We start from the raw sequence: 17,914 nt of genomic DNA, 5'->3' as shown, positions 1-17,914 counted from the left end.
CCTGTCTGCGCTAAATTGCCGCAGGACGCATCAACATGGCTGCCTTGTCGCACAGGGTGAAATATTGACGCCGCCCCCCGCGGCGCAGGAGTGTCAGAGCATGCAGACCCTGACGCAGGATGCGGCGATGGACCGCCCCAAGGCCGCCCCGGTGCCGGATGACGACCAGCTCATCCGCACCGCCGCCAAGCTGACGCGCGACCTCGGCACAGCCAAGCCCGGAGTCTACTGGGCGGACCTGCTGCTTTCCACCGGCATCGGCTACAGCGCGCTGGCGCTGGCCATCCTGGCGGCGCCGCTGGGGGTGAAGCTGGCGGCGGGGCTGGCCTCGGTGCTGGCGCTCTACCGGGCGCTGAGCTTCATCCATGAGCTGACGCATCTGAAGCCCGGCGCCGTGCCCGGCTTCCGCACCGGCTGGAACCTGCTGGTGGGCGTGCCGATGCTGGTGCCCTCCTTCATGTATGAGGGCGTGCACAACCTGCACCATGCCCGCACCCGCTACGGCACCGCCGAGGACCCGGAATACCTGCCGCTGGCGCTGATGAAGCCCTGGACGGTGGCGCTCTTCCTGCTGGCCTCGGCCCTGGCGCCGGTGGCGCTGCTGCTGCGCTATGCCGTGCTGGCGCCGCTCTCCGCCCTGGTGCCGCCGCTGCGGCGTGTGGTGGTGGAACGCTATTCGGCCCTGGCCATCGACCCCGCCTTCCGCCGCAAGCCGCCGGAAGGCAAGGCGAAGCAGGACTGGCTGCTGTGGGAAGCCGTCGCCTGCCTCTGGGCCTGGGCGCTGATCGCCGCCGGCTTCCTGGCCACGGGGGCCTTTGTCACCTTCCTGCTGGTGACCTCGGGCGTCGCGGTGCTCAACCAGCTTCGCACCCTGGTGGCACATCTCTGGGAAAACGAGGGCGAGCCCATCAGCATCGCCGAGCAGTACCTGGACAGCGTCAATGTGCCGCCGCCGGGCCTGCTGCCGGCGCTCTGGGCGCCGGTGGGCCTGCGCTACCACGCGCTGCACCACCTGCTGCCGGGCCTGCCCTACCACGCGCTGGGCGAGGCGCACCGGCGGCTGGCGGCGGAAATGCCCATGACCTCCGCCTTCCACCGCGCCAATTACCGGGGCATGAGCGGGCTGTTGATCCGCCTCTTCGGCGGCATCGCCCCCGCTACCGGTCGGTAAGCCGCAGCTCGATCCGGCGGTTGCGCGCCAGGGCGTCGGGACCGTCGCCGGGGTCCAGCGGCTGGTTGTCGCCGAAGGCGGCGGCGGCCACGTGGTTGGCCGGCAGCCCTTCGCCGATCAGCAACTGCGCCACGGCGATGGCGCGTGCCGCCGAAAGCTCCCAGTTGCTGGCATAGCGGCCGCTGCCGCTGAGCGGGCTGCGGTCGGCATGGCCATCCACGCGCAGAATCCAGGGCAGGTCGGCCGGGAAGCGCGTGCTGACATCCAGCAGCACCGCCGCCAACTGCCGCAGTTGCTGCCGGCCGGAAGCGGAAAGCTCGGCGCTGCCCACCGGGAACAGAACCTCGCTCTGGAACACGAAGCGGTCGCCGACGATGCGCACTTCCGGCCGGGTGCCCAGCACGTCGCGCAGGCGGCCGAAGAAGTCGCTGCGGTAGCGCTGCAATTCCTCCACCCGCGCCGCCAGGGCGGCATTCAGCCGCTGGCCCAGGGCGGTGATCTGCGCGTCCTTGTCGCGCCCGGCGTCCTCCTCGGCATCCAGCAGCGCGGCGACGCGGGACAATTCGGCCCGAAGCTGCGCCACCTGTTGCGTCAGCAGCGCCACCTGGGCGCGGGCGCTTTCGGCCAGCCGGGCATGGCCGGAAGCTTCTTCCTCGGCCTTGCGGCGGGCTTCCTCGGTGGTGGCCGATTGGTTCAGGGCGGTCTGGGCACGCTGCTCCAGCTCGTCCCGCAGCGCGGTCAGGGCGCGGACCTGTTCGTTCAGCCGGGCGATGTCGGAGAGCCGGGTGGCGATGGTGGCGCGGTCGGCCTGCACCGTCCGGTCCAGTTCCGCCATGGCCTGCCGCATGCGGTCCAGGTCGGCGCGGGCAGCAGCCAGTTCGGCGGCCCGCTGGTCGCGCGCCGTCTCGGCGCTGCCGGCGCGGGCCTGCTGCTCCGCCAGTTGCCGGCGGGTCGCCGTCAGGGCCTCCCGCTCACCGGCCAGTTGCCTGCGCGCCTCGGTCAGCTCCCGTACGGAGGCCGCGGCATCTCCCCCGCGCGCCTCGGCGCGGGAAAGGGCCTCGGCCAGCCGCTCCTCCAGGCTGGCGATGCGTTCGCCGGCGCCGCGGGAGGAGGCCTCCAGGTCCGCGAGGCGCGCCGCGAGGCGGTCGCGGTCGGCGCGGGTGGCGTCCCGGTCGGCGCTCTGGCGGTCCCGCTCGTCGCGCAGGCCGCCCAGTTGCGCCAGGGCGGCGTCACGGGCGCCGGTGGCGCTGCGCAGTTCCTCGGTCATGCGGGACAGGCGGCCGCGCAGCTCCTCGCCGGAATTGCGTTCCAGCGCCAGCAGGTCGGCCAGTTCCGCCACCTGCCGGTTCAGCCGGTCCAGCGCCTGGTCGCGCGAGGAGAGGGCGACGGAAAGGAAGCCCTGCGCCAGCACGAAGACCAGAAGAACAAAAATCAACACCATCAGCAGGGTGGACAGGGCGTCCACGTAGCCGGGCCAGGCGTTCAGCCCCTCCCTGTTGCGGCGCAGGGCCATGGCTCAGCGCGGGCCTTCGTCGGCCAGCGCCGCGATGGTGCGGGCCAGGATCTTGATCTCGCCCCGGATCTCGGCGGTGGCCTGGGCGCGGCCCTGGGACACATCCTCCAGCAGCCGGGCGAGGTAGAGCTCCACGTTACGGAGATGCCCGCGGGAAGCATCGTCCAGCGCGCCGTGGGACTGCACCTCGGCCAGCCGGGTCAGGGTGGGGGCCAGGGCGGATTGCCCATCGGCCACGCGCTGCATCAGCACCTGGCTGGCGCGCATCTGGTCGGCCAGGATGGAGAGCCGCTCCGTCAGCGTCACCAGCGCCTGGGCGGAGGCTGCGCGGCCTTCCTCGCCACGGGTGATGATGCGCTGGAGGTTCTCCAGGTTCTCGGCGGTCTGTTCCAGCAGCGCCTGGACATAGGCGGGCACGGAGCCGCCGCCCGTTTCGCCGCCAACATCCCCCAGCACGCCGGAGGAGAGGCGGGTGACGCCCGCCAGCCATTCCTCCAGCTCGTTGTAAAAGCGGGTCTGCGCCTGCCCGGCCGTCAGGTCCAGGAAGCCCAGCACCAATGCGCCGGCGAGGCCTAGCATGGAGGAGGAGAAGGCCACGCCCATGCCCCGCAGCGGCTGGGTCAGCCCGCTCTTGAGCTGGTTGAAGAGCTGGTTCACGTCGCCCGAGCCGACGGACATGGAGGAGATCACTTCCGCGACCGAGCCGATGGTCAGGATCAGCCCCCAGAAGGTGCCCAGCAGGCCCAGGAAGATGGAAAGGCCGGTGACGTAGCGCGACAGCTCCCGGCTTTCATCGAGGCGGGAGGCGATGCCATCCAGCACGCTGCGCATCGCGGGGGCGGAAAGGGAGAGCCGGTCCCCCCGCTTGGTAGCGAACATCGAGGCCATCGGGCCCAGCAGGCGCGGCGCCGGGCGGGCCGGGGCGCCAGGGCGGGGCTCGCGGAAGCCTTCCAGCCAGGCGACCTCGGGGTTCAGGCTCACCACCTGCCGGATGTTCCAGGCGATGCCCAGCAGCAGCACCGCCAGGATGACGGCATTCAGCACCGGGTTGGCCGAGAAGGCGTGGATCAACTCGCCCGAGAGCACCGCTGCCAGCACGAGAACGGCCAGCAGGAAGACCAGCATCCGCAGCAGGTAGCGGTTGGGGCGTGTCATTTCGGGGGGGCGGCCTGTTGGCTTTGGGCGGTGAGGCTGGGGCTGGGCACGCCGGGCGGCAGCAGTTCCACCGCATCTTCCGCCGCCGCCGTACGGCCGATCGGGCGCAGGTCGATGCGCGTGCCCGGCAGGCCGCCGGCTTCCAGGGCGCGGCGGATTTCCTGGGCATTGGCCAGGGCGGCGCGGCGGGCCACCGAGATATCCTCGGCCGGCCCGGCCACCTGCGCCACGACCGTGACGCGGCCGGGCACGGCGGCGAGGCGGCGGGCGATCTCGGCCAGGGTATTGGTGGTGGCGGGGTCCAGCCGGCCGGTGGCGGGCGCGCCCTCGATGCGCCAGCCGCCTTCGGGCAGGTTGCGCATGCTCGGGGGCAGGGCCACCAGCGGCAGGCGCGCCGGCGGAGTCGCGGGGCGCGGCGGCTGGGTCAGGTCCGGCGGCTGCGGCGCGGCGGGCGCCGGGTCACTGGGCGCGGCGGGCTGCTGTGCGCGAATGACGGCCGTGGGCAGGCCGACCTGCGCCAGGGCGGGCGCGGCCAGCAGAAGGGCCAGCGGCAGCGCCATCAGGGCGCGGCGGGCATGGCGGCGGGGAAGGGTGCGACAAGGACGCATATGTGCCGCACCCTAGACCTATCGCCGGGCAGGCTCAATGCGCGCCCGCCCGGCGATGAAAGGCTCAGCTTTCGTGGCGGCCCTCGGCGCGGGCGCGGGCGACCATGGCGATGCCCTCCTGCACCACGTCCCGCAGCTTGGGCTGCAGGTGCGGGTTGCCGGCGACGATGTCGCCGCTCGGGTAGGGGTCGCCGCCGTCCGGCGTGGTGGCGTAGCCGCCGGCTTCCTTCAGGATGATCAGCCCGGCCGCCATGTCCCAGGGCTTGATGCCCAGTTCCCAGTAGCCGTCGTAGCGGCCGGCGGCGGTCCAGGCGAGGTCCAGCGCCGCGGCGCCCATGCGGCGCACGCCGGCCACCTGCGGCATCAGCCGCGCCAGGGTGGCGCTGAACTCGGCCTTGCGCTGCGTCATGGCGAAGGGGATGCCGGTGGCGAAGACGGCCGGCAGCATCTCCCGGCGGCCGGAAACGCGCAGGCGCCGGTCATTCAGGAAGGAGCCCATGCCCTTCTCGGCCCAGAACAGCTCGTCGGCGGCGGGGTTGTAGATCACGCCAGCCATGATCTCGCTGGTGTTCTCACCCGTGCGCTTCTCGATGCCCACGGAGATGCACCAGTGCGGGATGCCGTGCAGGAAGTTGGTGGTGCCGTCCAGCGGGTCGATCACCCAGCGCCATTCCCAGTCCTCGGCGCCGGTGATGCCGCCTTCCTCGCCCAGGAAGGCGAAGTTGGGGCGGGCGCGGCCGAGGTCGTTGCGCAGGGTCTCTTCGGCCCGCAGGTCGGCCTGGGAGACGAAGTCGCCCGGACCCTTCACGCTGACCTGCAGCTGCTCGACCTCGCCGAAATCGCGCAGCAGGCGCTTGCCCGCCTTCTGCACGGCGGCGACGACAACATTCAGGGCGGGGGAAAGGCGGGCGGACTGGGCCACGGGCGGGGTTTCTCCGAAGGACGCGGCAGAAAAGAAACAGCCGCGGCGGGTGGTTGCCCGCCGCGGCGATCAGGAGGGGTGCGTCAGGACGGCACCCGAAGGGCCTCAGCCCTTGGCGCGCTCGACGTAGGAACCGTCTTCCGTCTTCACCACGATCTTCTCACCGGCGGTGATGAAGGGCGGCACCAGCGTCTTCACGCCGTTGGACAGCAGCGCGGGCTTGTAGGAGGAGGAGGCGGTCTGCCCCTTCACCACCGGGTCGGCCTCGGCCACCTCCAGCGTCACGTTCTGCGGCAGCTCCATGGCCACCGGGTCACCCTCGATGAGCTTGACGGAGACCGTCATGTTCTCTTCCAGGAACGGCAGGCGGTCGCCCAGGATGGCGGAGGGAACCACGGTCTGCTCGAAGGTCTCCGGGTCCATCAGCACCAGGTTCTCGCCGTCGGCGTAGGAGTAGGTGAACTCCTTGTCCTCGGTCATCAGGCGCTCGACGGTGTCGGCGGTGCGCCAGCGGTCGTCCTTCTTGGTGCCGGTCTTGATGTCGCGCATCTCGACCTGGATGAAGGCGCCACCCTTGCCCGGGGTGATGATCTGGATCTTCAGCACGGTCCAGCGACGGCCCTCGTACTCGATGACCTGACCGGGGCGCATCTGGTTGGCCTGCTGCTTCATGGGCGGGGCACCTGTGTCTGGAGACGCTTGAAGGAACGAAAAAGGGCCGCGCTCCCGGCAGGGCCGGGAGGCGGGCGGGGCCGGGGTTTAACGCGGGGAGGGGGGTGCGGGCAATGGGGCAGCCGCCGCTCAGCCCTGCGCGCCGCCCTGGGCAGCATCCGGCGTGCCGCCATGGGCAATCAGCGCGCGCACCCTGTCCGCCAGGATTTCCATGCTGAAGGGCTTGCTCAGCACCTGCGTCCCTGGTGCCAGCCGGCTGGGCCCGAGCGCCGCATCCTCATGATAGCCGGTGATGAAAAGCACCTTCAGGTCCGGCCGCGCTTCCCGCGCCGCATCGACCATTTGGCGCCCGTTCATGCCGCCGGGCAGGCCCACATCGCTCACCAGCAGGTCGATCCTCGCATCGGAGCGCAGCACCTGCAGGCCGCTGGCGCCATCCGCCGCCTCGATGGTGGCGTAGCCGAGGTCCTGCAGGATCTCCACCACCAGCAGCCGCACGGTGGGCTCGTCATCCACCACCAGCACCGTCTCGCCCCGCCGTGCCGGGGCCATGCCATGGGGCGCTTCGCCCGTTCCCTCGGCCGCGCTGGCTCCTTCGTGCCGGGGCAGGTAGAGGCAGATGGTGGTGCCTTCGCCCGGCGCCGAGCAGATCCGCGCCTGCCCTCCCGACTGCCGCGCGAAGCCATAGATCATGGACAGGCCGAGCCCGGTGCCCTGGCCCAGCGGCTTGGTGGTGAAGAAGGGGTCGAAGGCCTTGGCCGCCACTTCCGGCGTCATGCCCGTGCCGGTGTCGGAGACGCAGACGGAGACATAGGCCCCCGGCGGCAGGTCAAGCGCCCCTGCTTCCGCCGCATCCATCGGGCGGTTGGCGGTCTCGATGGTCAGCCGGCCGCCTTCCGGCATGGCATCGCGCGCATTGATGCAGAGGTTCAGCAGCGCGTTTTCCAGTTGGTGATGGTCGATCAGGATCGGCCAGAGCCCGGCGCCCGGCACAACCTGCAGCGAGATGGCGGGGCCCACCGTGCGGCGCACCAGTTCCTCCATCCCCGCCACCAGCCGGTTGGCGTCTGTGGGGCGCGGGTCCAGCGTCTGGCGGCGGGAGAAGGCCAGCAGCCGGTGCGTCAGCGCCGCCGCGCGCGTGGCGGCGCCCTGAGCGACCTCGATGAAGCGTTCCATCTCCTGTATGCGCCCCCGCGCCATGCAGGTGGAGATGAGTTCCAGGCTGCCGCTGATGCCGGTCAGCAGGTTGTTGAAGTCATGCGCGATGCCGCCGGTGAGCTGCCCCACCGCCTCCATCTTCTGGCTTTGGCGCAGTTGCTCTTCCAGCCGTTCCCGCGCCGCGGCCTGCTCCCTCTCCACCGTCACGTCTCGCCCGACGCCGAAGAGCCGCTCCCCGCCCGGCTCCGGCGAGAGTGTCCAGGCGAACCAGCGCCAGCCGCCCTGGGCATCCCGCAGCCGGTTCTCGAAGCGTATGGCCTGGCCGGTGCGGCGCATACCCTGCAAGGCCGTCCGCACCGGGCCGATATCCTCGGGATGCATCAGTCGGGCATAGGGAATGGCGAGCAGATCCGCCTCCTCCATCCCCAGCAGGCGGCTCCAGGAGGGGCTGACGCGCAGCAGGTGGCCTTCGTAATCGGCCACCACCAGCAGGTCCTCGCTCAGTTCCCACAGCCGGTCACGCTCCCGCGTCCGCTCGGCCACCAGCTCTTCCAGGCGGCCGGCCAGAGCGCGCAGCTCATCCTCCGCCTGCCGCCGCGCGATGGTGGCCAGGGTGCGGTCGGCCACGTTGCGCAGGAAGGTGACCTCCTCCTCCGTCCAGCGGCGCGGCTGCGCCTGGTTGACGAAGAAGAAGGCGACGAGGCGGTCATCCTCCATCAGCGGCAGGTTGACGATGGCGCGGGCGGAGAGGGCTTCCACCAGCGCCGCGCGCTCCCGCATCCGCGGGTCTTTCCGCGCATCGGGCACCACCACCGTCAGCCCGCGCTGCAGGTCCTCGATGAAGGAGCCGTAGTCCCGCATGCTGTGCCGCCCGGCGATGCTGCGGATGCCCGGGGCCACCCAGTCCTGGTCCAGCATCATGGTTTCGCCATCCGGGGCGAAGCGGCCATAGCCGGCGCGGTCGACGCCCAGGGTGCGGCCGAGGATCTCGGCGGCGATCATGGACATGGTGCCGGCATCGCGCAGGTCGCGCAGGCGGTCGCCCAGTTCCAGCAATGCATTGCGGCGCAGCTCCGCCTTGCGCACCTCCCGCATGTCGCACGTCACGGTGCCATAGCCGGTGAGGCGGCCCTGCGGGTCGCGCAGCGTGAAGATATTGAACAGCACCGGCAGCACCGCGCCGCTGCGGAAGTCGTGGAAGCGCAGCTCGCCCTGCCAGGTGCCCTGGCGCTGCACGGCGGGCAGCACGGTGCCCGCGATGGTCTCGCGCTCCTCCCGCGCGAAATAGTCGGTGATGCGGCTGTCGCGCGCCGCCGCTTCCTCCAGTCCCACCAGGCGGCAGCCGGCGGGGTTGACGAAGACCATCTGCCCATCCGGCCCGCAGGCGCCGATGAAATCGGCCGATTGCTCCACCAGCGCCGCCAGCCGCCGCATGTCCTCGTCGGCACGGCGGCGCTCCGTCACTTCCAGGAAGAGCACGGCGAACGGTCGCCCTCCAGGCGATGCGCGCGGCCCTCATACCAGCGGCCGAACTGCCGCACCTGGCGGGTGAAGGTGGCGGATTCCCCTGTCTCGACCACACGGGCGAAATCGTCCACCCATTCGTCCTCGATGCCGGGGATCAGTTCCCGCACCGTCTGGCCGACGGCCTGCTCACGCGGCAGGCCGGTCAGGTCGTCCCAGGCCGGGTTCACGTCCAGGTAGCGCCAGTCGGTGACGCGGCCGAAGGCGTCGCGGACCACCTCGCCGATCACGAAGCCCTCGCGAAGCTGCCCGAACAGCCCGCGCCAATGCGCCTCGCTCTTCTGCAAGGCCAGCTCGGCCCGCCGGCGGTCCGAGATATCGTTGAACAGCACCGCGACGCGCGGTTCCTCCGGCTCACCGACGCGGAAGGCGTGGACCTCGTACCAGCGGCCCAGGGAGGCTGCCGCGTTCTCAAAGCGCGCCGGCTCCCCGGTCAGCGCCACGCGGCCGTAGATGTCGTACCAGTGCTGCTCATGCTCCGGCGCCATGTCGCGCATCCAGCGGCCGGCGGCATCCACCAGGCCGGTCTGGCGCTCGAAGGCCGGGTTGACCTCGATGAAGCGATAGTCCACCGGCACCTGCCGCGCATCGAAGCGCATCTCGATGATGCAGAAGCCGGCGTCGATCGCCTCGAAGAGGGTGCGGTAGCGGGCCTCGCTCTCGGCCAGCCGGCGGCTCGCCGTCCGCTCTTCCGAGCGGTCCCGCAACAGCCGCAGGAAACCCGAGGCGGTGCCGTCCGCCTGCTGCAAGGGCATCAGTTCGCTGGAAGCCCAGAGCCGGCTGCCGTCGCGGCGCAACTGCCAGCCCTGTGCGATGGCGCGGCCTTCCCGCAGGGCCTGCCGCCTCTCCGCCGGGATGCGGTTGGCGGCGCGATCCTCGGGCGTGAAAAGGCGCTCCAGCGGCTGGCCCAGCATCTCGGCGGCCGTCCAGCCGAAGAGGTGCTCCGCCCCCGTGCTCCATTCCGTCACCCGGCCTTCGAGGTCGGACGCGATGATGGCGACATCCAGCACATTGCCCAGGATGGCAGCCTCGGGGAGGGGTGCGTCAGCGGCCGGACCCGGACGCCCGGCCAATTGGCGCCGCAGCTGCGCCACCTCCGCTTCCAGGAACCGCTCGCGTTGCCGGAGCCGGTCGATCTCGCTCGTGCTCAAGGCAGCCGCAGAGCATCAAAGGAGAGCGGATGATCCATGGTGCAGCCTGTCCCCCGCTTTTCGGCGGTGTCAAGGCGTGCCGCCGGGGCGCCTGTTGCGCAACGGCACGGTCTGGAGGGTGAGCTGCGGCGACTGGCCGCTCTGCCAGGAATTGGCGCCAGGGGCAGGCTGGGGCACCGGGATGTCGGCCCGCGCCTTGCGGCTTTCCGCGATGGACGTGCCCAGCCGCCGGTCCCGCTCATCGGCCAGCCGCTGCTCCAGCTGGCCATCCGCCGTGAAGCCCATCATCAACTGTGGGATACCCAGCGGCAGCGTGTCGCCACGGTCCACCTGCCAGGTGTGCCAGGTCTTGCCATAGGTGCCGGCGAGCTGCCGCATCGCCACCGTCTCCACCGCCTCGGGGATGCCGGGCATCACCAGCTCGCCGGAAGTGGTTTCGTAGTGGTGGCTGTGCCAGAGCCGCTTCTCATCCTCCGGCAATGTCAGGAACAGCCGCTCGGAGATGATGTATTCGATGCCGATCAGCCGGGCATTGGCCTCGTTGCTGTCGAAGATCGTGCACTGGTGGAAGTCCTCGGTCAGGTGGGTGCAGAAGTGATGCGCCTCGACCTGCCGGCCCATGTCATCGGCATAGAAATGGAAGCCGTTGAGATAAAGGTCCATCGCGTTCAGCGGCGCCTTGCTCTGCAGCAGCGCCGCCCCGGCGCCCAGCGCCCGGCTACGCGCGGAGGGAGGATCGCCCGCCGCCGCCGGCCCGCCGGAATGCGGGGAGGCCGGCTGCGCCTGGGCCCGGCCGCAGGCACAGGCCGCCATCGCGCCGGCCGCCGTGGCAGCCAGGCCTCTCCCCAGGGCCCGCCGGCCCAGGCCACCTTGCAGACGCTTCATGCCGCAACCTCCTCTCCGCTTGCACTGGCCGGTAAACCGTGCGGCGGCGTGGATGTTGCGTCAGTGGCCCGTGCGGGCTGTCAACGGCCCCAGCGCAGGACCAGCGGGTCCAGCCGCCGCGCCACCGTCATCAGCCCGGCGCGGGTGGCGGGGGACAGGGCGGGGATCGGATGGCGCCCGGCCTCGCAGGCGATGACGCCGCCCTCCTTCATCAGCGCCTTGGCGGCCAGCAGCCCGCCTTGCCGGTTCTCGTAATTGATCAGCGGCAGCCAGCGGCCATAGGCCTCGGCGGCGCCTTCCTTGTCCCCGGCGAACCAGGCATCGGTGATCTGCCGGATGCCGTCCGGATAGCCGCCGCCGGTCATGGAGCCGGTGGCGCCAGCCTCAAGGTCCGCCATCAGGGTAATGGCTTCCTCGCCATCCCAGGGGCCGACAATGGCCTCGCCGCCCAGCGCGATCATGTCCCGCAGCTTGTTAGCGGCGAAGGGCACCTCGATCTTGAAATAGGAGAGGTTCTTGATCTCCCGCGCCATGCGGGCCAGGAAGGCCGCGGACAGCGGCGTGCCCGCCACCGGCGCGTCCTGCACCATGATGGGGATGTCGATGGCATCCGAGACCAGGCTGTAGAAATCGAAGATCGCGGGCTCCGGCACGCGGATGGTGGCGCCGTGATAGGGCGGCATCACCATCACCATGGCGGCGCCGGCATCCTGCGCGCGGCGTGAGCGCTCGGCGCAGAGGCGGGAGGAGAAATGCGTGGTGGTGACGATCACCGGCACCCGGCCCGCCACATGCGCCAGGATGGTATCCTGCAGCACTTCGCGCTCATGGTCCGAAAGCACGAACTGCTCGGAGAAATTCGCCAGGATGCAGAGCCCGTGCGAGCCAGCGTCGATCATGAAGTCGACGCAGCGGCGCTGGCCCGCGAGGTCCAGGCCGCCGCGTTCGTCGAAGATGGTCGGCACCACCGGAAAGACGCCCTTGTAGGCCTCTGCCATAGCCAGCTCCCTTGTTCCGCCCGGTTATCGGGTCGTTCCATGGAAGCTTGCCATGGCCGGTGGCGCGCGGCCAGATCAGGCGTCGTTCAGCGGGATCTCCACCTCCAGCAGCGGCGCGTGCTGCTGGGCGCCGTAGACATCGGTGTCGCCGATGTCGCCGGCCGGCACCAGCCGCGGCAGGGTCGCCTTGAAGGCGGCGGCGGTGTCGTAGGGGGTGAAGAGCACGTCCTTCTCCTCCACGCCGTAGAGGCGGGAGAAGAGGGCGGCGTTCAGCACGCCGGTGGCCTTCACCTTGCGGTACATCTCATGGTCCTCGAACAACACGTCGATGGTGACCATGAAGGGGCCGGCGTTCTTGCTCTTGCAGATCTGCGCGATCTCGCGAATGCGGGGCATGACGTGGCTCCTCACACCATCTCGTATTCGATGGGGAACATCTCGTAGGGGTCCTTCGGCGCCACGACATGGAAGACGCTGAAGCGGAACATCGGCCCCAGCTCGATATCGGAGGGGCTGAAGGGGAAAGCCATGTTGCCTTCCTTGCATAGCCGGCCAGGGAAATCGGCGTGCAGCATGGAGGTGCGCGCCATGGCCAGCACGGCGTTGGCGATGTCCTGCGTGCGGCCCACCACCTCGATCACGAAGCCCAGTTCGTGGGAGGTGATCTCCTTCTGCGGCTCCCAGGCGGCCATGACGCCGTCCTTGCCATAGGTGCGCACCACCATCTGGTAGTCGCTGGGCGGCACGCCGAAGGAGGCGGCCTTGGTGGCGACCTTGTCGCGGTGCGTCTCCAGGTAGCTGTCGATCTGGCCGATCAGCACCGGGTCGCGCGTGCCGCAGATGGTGATGGCGCGGTAGCCGGCGCGCTCCACGCCCTCCAGCTTGATGGTGTACTGCTCGGCCGGCGTCCAGGTCATGCCGTCGACCTTGACGGCGCGGTCGCTGACGGCGGTGAAGGTGCAGGCGCTGGTGTCCAGCAGCCCACCCGGCTCCACGTGATGGATCGGGCTGGAATTCTCGTGCAGCGCGAAATTGGCCACCGCCAGCGGCGTGGAGCGGCGGATCGGGTTCGGCGGCTCGCAGATCAGGTGGTCGTCGCGCACGCGGACGAAGATGCAGTCCGGCTCCTTCGGCACGGAAGGCTCGGCGCCGCATTCCAGCATCTTGCCGGCGTACCAGCTCGGTGCCGGATTCATGCCGGCGCGGATGGCCGGACCCGCCCATTGCGCCGGGTCGCTGCTGCGGCCGGCGAGGATGACCTGCGCGCCATTGTCCAGCGCGCGGTTGAACGGCTCCGGACCCATCATGCCGACGATGCGCTCGGCGCGGCGGATGGTCGCCTCGTCCAGCGGCTTCATCTTGGCCAGGGGGCGGGACAGGCCGGCATTGACGCGCTCGACCAGGCTGTCCGCGCTCTGCTCGGAATGGATCAGCGCCATCTTGAAGGAGAGGCCCTCCTCCTTCGCGATCTCCCGCACCAGGGCGGCGGTGTCCTGCAGATGCGGCTCGCCGCCCGCGCCGCCGGCGGTGCCGATGATGCAGGGGATCTTGGCGGCCACCGCCGCCATCAGCATCAGCCGCAGGTCGCGCTTGACCGAAAGGCGCGAGCAGAAGGACTTGCCGGCGCCCAGGTAGTAGGGGCCGGGATCGGTGCTGCCGCCATCGCAGCCGATGATATGCGGCTCCCACGACATGCCAATCCGCAGCGACTCCTCGGCATAGCCGTATCCGAGGATACCGCTCGTCGAGAGCATTCTGAACTCGTTCAAAGGACGCTCCTGAATCAAAGTCTAACCATAGGGAAGCAGGCTCAGCCCTTGGGCAGCAGCCCGTCCTTGTCCGCCTGCTGCCAGCGCTTGTCCTCTTCCACCAACTGGCTCGCGAAGGCGGCGCGCGACAGGTCGGTGGGGTCCACGGCCAGGTTCTTCAGGCGCTCCTTGAGGGCAGGGGTTTCCATCGCCTTCAACACCTCGGCATTCAGCTTTTCCGCGATCGCCTCGGGCAGCTTGGCGGGGGCGAACATGCCGAACCACCCGGTGAAGTCGGCGCCCTGCACGCCGCCTTCGGCCAGCGTCGGCACATCCGGCAGGAAGGCGGAGCGCTTGTCGCTGCTGATGGCCAGCACCTTCACCGTGCCGGCGCCGAGCAGCGGCATGGCGGTGGCGGTGCTGCCCCAGGCCACGGGAAGGTGGCCGCCCGTCAGCTCAGCCAGATAGGCGCCGCTGCCGCGATAAGGAATCTCGATCATCTCCACGCCGGCGCGCTTGGCGAACTGGTTGGCGGTGAAGGAAGACTGCGCGTCGGACGTACCCTGGGCAATGGCGCCCGGCTTCTCCTTGGCGGCCTTCAGCAGGTCGCCCAGGCTGTTGAAGGGGCTCTTGGCCGCTGTCATCAGCACCAGCGGGTAGCGCGCCGTCATGGCGATCGGCGTGAAATCCTTCAGCGGGTCGAAGGGAATATTCGGCGTGATGTAGCGCGACATCACGTGGGTGGAGGTCACCACCATCAGCGTGTAGCCATCGGCCGGGCTGTGCATCACGGCCTCGCTGCCGACGATGCCATTGGCGCCCGCGCGGTTCTCCACCACGAAGGTCTGGCCCAGGCTGCTGCCCAGCGCTTCCGCCAGCGCGCGGGTGGTGACATCGGTGCCACCGCCGGGGGCATAGGGAACAACGACGCGCACCGGCTTGCTGGGCCACTTGTCCTGCGCCCAGGCCGGGCGGATGGCGGGCATGGCCAATGCCGCCAGCCCGGCGCCGAGCAGCGTGCGGCGCGTGGCAGACGCAAGAATGGTGTGGTCTTTGTTCATTGTTCTCTCCCTGGTTTCTTCTTGTTCAGCCGAACGTGTGGAACCCGCCGAACCCGCCGGCGAGGTAGAGCAGCGGTGGCACGCCCTCGCGGGTGCTGACGCCCCGCACGGTGCCGACGAAGATGGAATGCGTCGCGTGCACATGCTCCGCCTCCAGGTCGCAGTCGAAGCTGACCATGGCATCGCGCAGCACCGGGGCGCCGGTTTCCGCCATGCCCCAGTCGCCCGCCGTGAAGCGTGCCTCGCCCTTCAGCCCGTCGCGGCCGGCGAAGCGCGCGGCGATCTCCGCCTGCTCCTCGGCCAGCAGGTTGACGCTGAAGCTGCCATGGGCGCGGATCAGCGGATGCGCGCTGGCGCTGGCATTGACGCAGCAGAGCAGCATCGGCGGCGCATCGCTCAACGAGCAGACGGCGGTGGCCGTCATGCCCGTGCGCGCGCCGGCGGGGCCGGTGGCGATGACCGCCACCGCCCCCGGCATGGCGCGCATGCCCGCCCGGAACGCCGCCGGGTCGATCAGCGTGCCGGCCGCGCTCATGAGACCTCGCGCATCGCCGGCTGGCGCCAGGAACCGATGGCCGGCTTCGCCAGGCCCAGGTTCTCGCGCAGCGTGCTACCCGCGTAGTCCTTGTGATAGAGGCCGCGGCGCTGCAGCTCCGGCACCACGAAGCGGGTGAAGTCCTCGAAGGCGCCGGACATATGCGTGGCGGCCAGCACGAAGCCGTCGCAGGCGCGGGCGGTGAACCATTCCTCCATCTGGTCGGCCACCTGGGTGGGCGTGCCGCAGAAGATGGGGAATTCGCCGATGGTGCCGCGGCCGGAGAAATGCACGAAGTCGCGCACCGTCGGGTTGGGCTTGCCGGAGAGAGCGACGATGCGGTCCTTGAAGCCGGTCCAGGAGAGCTTCTTCAGTTCCTCATCCGTGAATTCGGAATCGAGGTCCTTGGAGCCGAAGTCGAAGTTCAGCGCTTCCGAGAGCAGCACCAGCGCGTCGATCGGCTTGGCCAGGGCGCGGATGTATTCGCGCTTCTCCTCGGCCATCGCCTGGGTCTCGGCGACGCAGACATAGCAGGCCGGGCAGACGGCAACGCTGTCCGGGTCGCGGCCGGCGGCGGCAACGGAAGCCTTCAGCTCGCCATACTGCTTCTGGCCCATCTCCTTGTTGGGGTAGACCACGAAGATCAGCTCGCCCCAGCGGCCGGCGAACTGGCGGCCACGGCCGCTCTGCCCCGCCTGGATCAGCACCGGATGGCCCTGGGCCGAGCGCGGCACAGGCAGCGGCCCGGCCGACTTGAAGTACTGGCCCTGGTGGTTGAGCTTGTGGACCTTGCTGCCATCGGCGAAGCGGCCGGAAACCTTGTCGCCGATGATGGCGTCGTCTTCCCAGCTGTCCCAGAGGCCCATGACGACTTCCATGAACTCGTCGGCGCGTTCGTAGCGTGCGTCATGCGCCAGGTGGCCGTCGCGGCCGAAATTGGCGGCTTCCGAATTGTTCAGGGAGGTGACGACGTTCCAGGCGGCACGGCCGCCCGTCATCAGGTCCAGCGTCGCGAAGAGGCGGGCGACGTGGAAGGGCTCGTAGTAGGTGGTGGAATAGGTGACGCCGAGGCCGAGCTTCTCCGTCGCCATGCCGATGGCGGTGATGATGGTGGCGGGGTCCATCTTCACCACGCGCACGCCGTTCTCCACGGCATCGCGATGGTCGTTGTTGTAGATGTCCGGCATCGCCAGGCGGTCATCGAAGAAGGCGAGGTGGAACTTGCCGTCCTCCAGCGCGCGGCCGATGCGCTGGAAATACTTCGCGCTCAGGAAATCCATGGGGTTGGCGGGGTGGCGCCAGGAGCCGGGGGCGATCGAGCAGTTCTGCGCCTGCAGGAAGCCCACCATTTTCATCTGCCGTTGCGACGTGCTCATCAGCTCAGCCTTTCCTTCTGCCGGTGGGGCACCGGCCGGCTCATGTCCGGGCAGCGGCCTTGCCAACCGATTGCGCGAACGTTTGCGCTTGGTGGCCGCAGTAAGGCGTGGATTTTGATCTAGGTCAACCAGAATATCAGGTTAACACCGCTGACGTTCTTGCTGCATTGCCGAATAATAGTGAGGCCTGTTGGCTGATCGCGCTTCTGCGAACTGCGCGAACGGTAGCGCACCGATCATCTGTGCTATGGTGGCGGCATGAATGACGCCTCGCCACCGCCCGGCAACCGCCAGCGTGCCACCATCGTCACGCTCTCCCGCATGGCGGGGGTGGCGCCGTCCACCATCTCGCGCGCGCTGAAGGGCGATACCCGCATCTCAGCGGAGACACGGGCACGTATCGCCGCGCTGGCGCAGGAACTGGGCTACACGCCGAATGCCCTGGCGCGCACGCTCTCCTCCGGCCGCAGCGGCCTGATCGGGCTGGTGCTCGGGCCTTCCACCCACCCGATCTACACCGAGATCCTGCACGAGGCCGTGGCCCAGGCGGGAGAGCGCGGCATGCGGATGCTGATGATCCATGCCGGCGCCGGGCCGATCGAGGACAAGACCGCCGAGGCGCTGCTGCAATACAAGGTCGATGGCTGCCTGATCACCTCGGCCGAACTGTCATCCCGCGCCGCCGCCGTCTGCGCCGCCAATGGCGTGCCGGTGGTGATGGTGAACCGCGTGGCGCGCGAGCATGGCAGCGCCGTGGCCTGCGACAACCTGGCGGGGGGCGCGGAGCTGGCGACGCTGCTGATGGCGCGGGGGCACCGCCGCTTCGGCATGGTGAATACCTCCAACCCCACCTCCACGGCGGTGGAGCGTGAGCAGGGCTTCGTGCAGCACCTGGAGCAGGCGGGCCACAAGCTGATGCTGCGGCTGGACGGCCAGTCCACCTATGACGGCGGCTACGAGGCCGGGCGCCGCATCGCCGCGCTGCCGCCGGCGGAACGGCCGGATGCCATCTTCGCCGTCAGCGACATCATCGCCATGGGTGTGCTGGATGCCCTGCGGCTGCAGGGCATCCAGGTGCCGCAGGATATCTCGGTGGTGGGCTTCGACGACATCCCCGCCGCCGCCCGGCCGATCTATGACCTGACCACCGTGGCGCAGCCGCTGAAGACCATGGTCGGGCGCGGGTTGGATCTGCTCTCCGCCCGCATGGCGGACCCGGACCTGCCGGATGAATCCGTCACGTTGCGCGGCAAGCTGATCATCCGCGGCTCCGTGCGGCCCGCGCCGGGCTGAGGCCGCTCCGGCGACCGCATTCTGGCTTCTACCTCGGCGCGGCGCCCGGAAATTCCCCCGCACCAGAATCCTGGCCTGCGCGGTGCGAGACAACGGGCTGTTCAGCTTTCGCGCGGATACTGCGGGCTCTTCACCGACACGGAA

16 protein-coding genes are annotated in these 17,914 nt (G+C 69.8%); 2 read left to right on the top strand and 14 right to left on the bottom strand.

Translation table 11 applies throughout. The annotated features are described in order from the left end of the window. Positions 1-100: 100 nt before the first annotated feature. A complete protein-coding gene (locus EBE87_RS17855; protein ID WP_120637358.1) occupies positions 101-1,171 on the top strand; it encodes a fatty acid desaturase family protein in 1,071 nt (356 codons plus the stop codon). Here the strand turns inward: EBE87_RS17855 and EBE87_RS17850 are convergent. The 14 genes from EBE87_RS17850 to EBE87_RS17785 all read right to left on the bottom strand — a co-directional run bounded on the left by EBE87_RS17850 (position 1,158) and on the right by EBE87_RS17785 (position 16,477). Next, positions 1,158-2,684, bottom strand: coding sequence for a peptidoglycan -binding protein (locus tag EBE87_RS17850; protein ID WP_122140096.1), 1,527 nt, complete (start codon positions 2,682-2,684; stop codon positions 1,158-1,160). The genes EBE87_RS17855 and EBE87_RS17850 overlap by 14 nt on opposite strands. Before the next feature lie 3 nt (positions 2,685-2,687). After that, positions 2,688-3,839: a MotA/TolQ/ExbB proton channel family protein gene (locus EBE87_RS17845; RefSeq protein WP_120641237.1), complete on the bottom strand. Its 1,152-nt coding sequence runs from the start codon at positions 3,837-3,839 to the stop codon at positions 2,688-2,690. After that, on the bottom strand, positions 3,836-4,447 hold the full coding sequence (locus EBE87_RS17840; RefSeq protein ID WP_147465039.1) for a hypothetical protein: 612 nt from the start codon (positions 4,445-4,447) through the stop codon (positions 3,836-3,838). Before EBE87_RS17840 ends, EBE87_RS17845 begins: the two co-directional genes overlap by 4 nt. A gap of 64 nt (positions 4,448-4,511) precedes the next feature. After that, the gene (locus EBE87_RS17835; RefSeq protein ID WP_120640803.1) at positions 4,512-5,369 is read right to left on the bottom strand and encodes an inositol monophosphatase family protein; all 858 of its coding nucleotides are present in this window, start codon (positions 5,367-5,369) and stop codon (positions 4,512-4,514) included. Positions 5,370-5,474: 105 nt separating this feature from the next. Continuing rightward, entirely contained in the window at positions 5,475-6,041 is a 567-nt protein-coding gene (gene efp / locus EBE87_RS17830; RefSeq protein ID WP_120640804.1) for an elongation factor P, read from the bottom strand. A gap of 129 nt (positions 6,042-6,170) precedes the next feature. Further along, on the bottom strand, positions 6,171-8,678 hold the full coding sequence (locus EBE87_RS17825) for a PAS domain S-box protein (RefSeq protein WP_122140094.1): 2,508 nt from the start codon (positions 8,676-8,678) through the stop codon (positions 6,171-6,173). Then, positions 8,660-9,874, bottom strand: coding sequence for a PAS domain-containing protein (locus EBE87_RS17820; RefSeq protein ID WP_120640805.1), 1,215 nt, complete (start codon positions 9,872-9,874; stop codon positions 8,660-8,662). Before EBE87_RS17820 ends, EBE87_RS17825 begins: the two co-directional genes overlap by 19 nt. A gap of 69 nt (positions 9,875-9,943) precedes the next feature. After that, a complete protein-coding gene (locus tag EBE87_RS17815; RefSeq protein WP_233560127.1) occupies positions 9,944-10,759 on the bottom strand; it encodes an OBAP family protein in 816 nt (271 codons plus the stop codon). A gap of 80 nt (positions 10,760-10,839) precedes the next feature. Next, the gene (locus EBE87_RS17810; protein WP_120639626.1) at positions 10,840-11,757 is read right to left on the bottom strand and encodes a dihydrodipicolinate synthase family protein; all 918 of its coding nucleotides are present in this window, start codon (positions 11,755-11,757) and stop codon (positions 10,840-10,842) included. A gap of 75 nt (positions 11,758-11,832) precedes the next feature. Further along, positions 11,833-12,153 carry a DUF4387 domain-containing protein gene (locus EBE87_RS17805; RefSeq protein WP_120639625.1) on the bottom strand — a complete coding sequence of 107 codons (321 nt, stop codon included), beginning with the start codon at positions 12,151-12,153 and terminating at the stop codon, positions 11,833-11,835. 11 nt (positions 12,154-12,164) lie between these two features. Then, complete coding sequence (locus EBE87_RS17800) at positions 12,165-13,526, bottom strand: acyclic terpene utilization AtuA family protein (protein WP_233553328.1); 1,362 nt, start codon at positions 13,524-13,526, stop codon at positions 12,165-12,167. A 41-nt stretch (positions 13,527-13,567) separates the two neighbouring features. After that, on the bottom strand, positions 13,568-14,566 hold the full coding sequence (locus EBE87_RS17795) for a Bug family tripartite tricarboxylate transporter substrate binding protein (protein ID WP_158600961.1): 999 nt from the start codon (positions 14,564-14,566) through the stop codon (positions 13,568-13,570). Positions 14,567-14,591: 25 nt separating this feature from the next. Next, positions 14,592-15,101: a flavin reductase family protein gene (locus EBE87_RS17790; RefSeq protein ID WP_120639622.1), complete on the bottom strand. Its 510-nt coding sequence runs from the start codon at positions 15,099-15,101 to the stop codon at positions 14,592-14,594. Continuing rightward, positions 15,098-16,477 carry an LLM class flavin-dependent oxidoreductase gene (locus tag EBE87_RS17785; RefSeq protein WP_120639621.1) on the bottom strand — a complete coding sequence of 460 codons (1,380 nt, stop codon included), beginning with the start codon at positions 16,475-16,477 and terminating at the stop codon, positions 15,098-15,100. Before EBE87_RS17785 ends, EBE87_RS17790 begins: the two co-directional genes overlap by 4 nt. Positions 16,478-16,735: 258 nt before the next feature. Here EBE87_RS17785 and EBE87_RS17780 point away from each other — a divergent pair, with 258 nt between their 5' ends. Beyond that, positions 16,736-17,770, top strand: a complete 1,035-nt coding sequence (locus EBE87_RS17780) for a LacI family DNA-binding transcriptional regulator (protein WP_120639620.1) — start codon at positions 16,736-16,738, stop codon at positions 17,768-17,770. Positions 17,771-17,914 lie beyond the last annotated feature (144 nt).

The organism is Teichococcus wenyumeiae, assembly GCF_003696345.1.
In the GTDB taxonomy this organism is placed as follows: domain Bacteria; phylum Pseudomonadota; class Alphaproteobacteria; order Acetobacterales; family Acetobacteraceae; genus Pseudoroseomonas; species Pseudoroseomonas wenyumeiae.
This window is presented reverse-complemented; position numbering and strand designations above follow the sequence as displayed.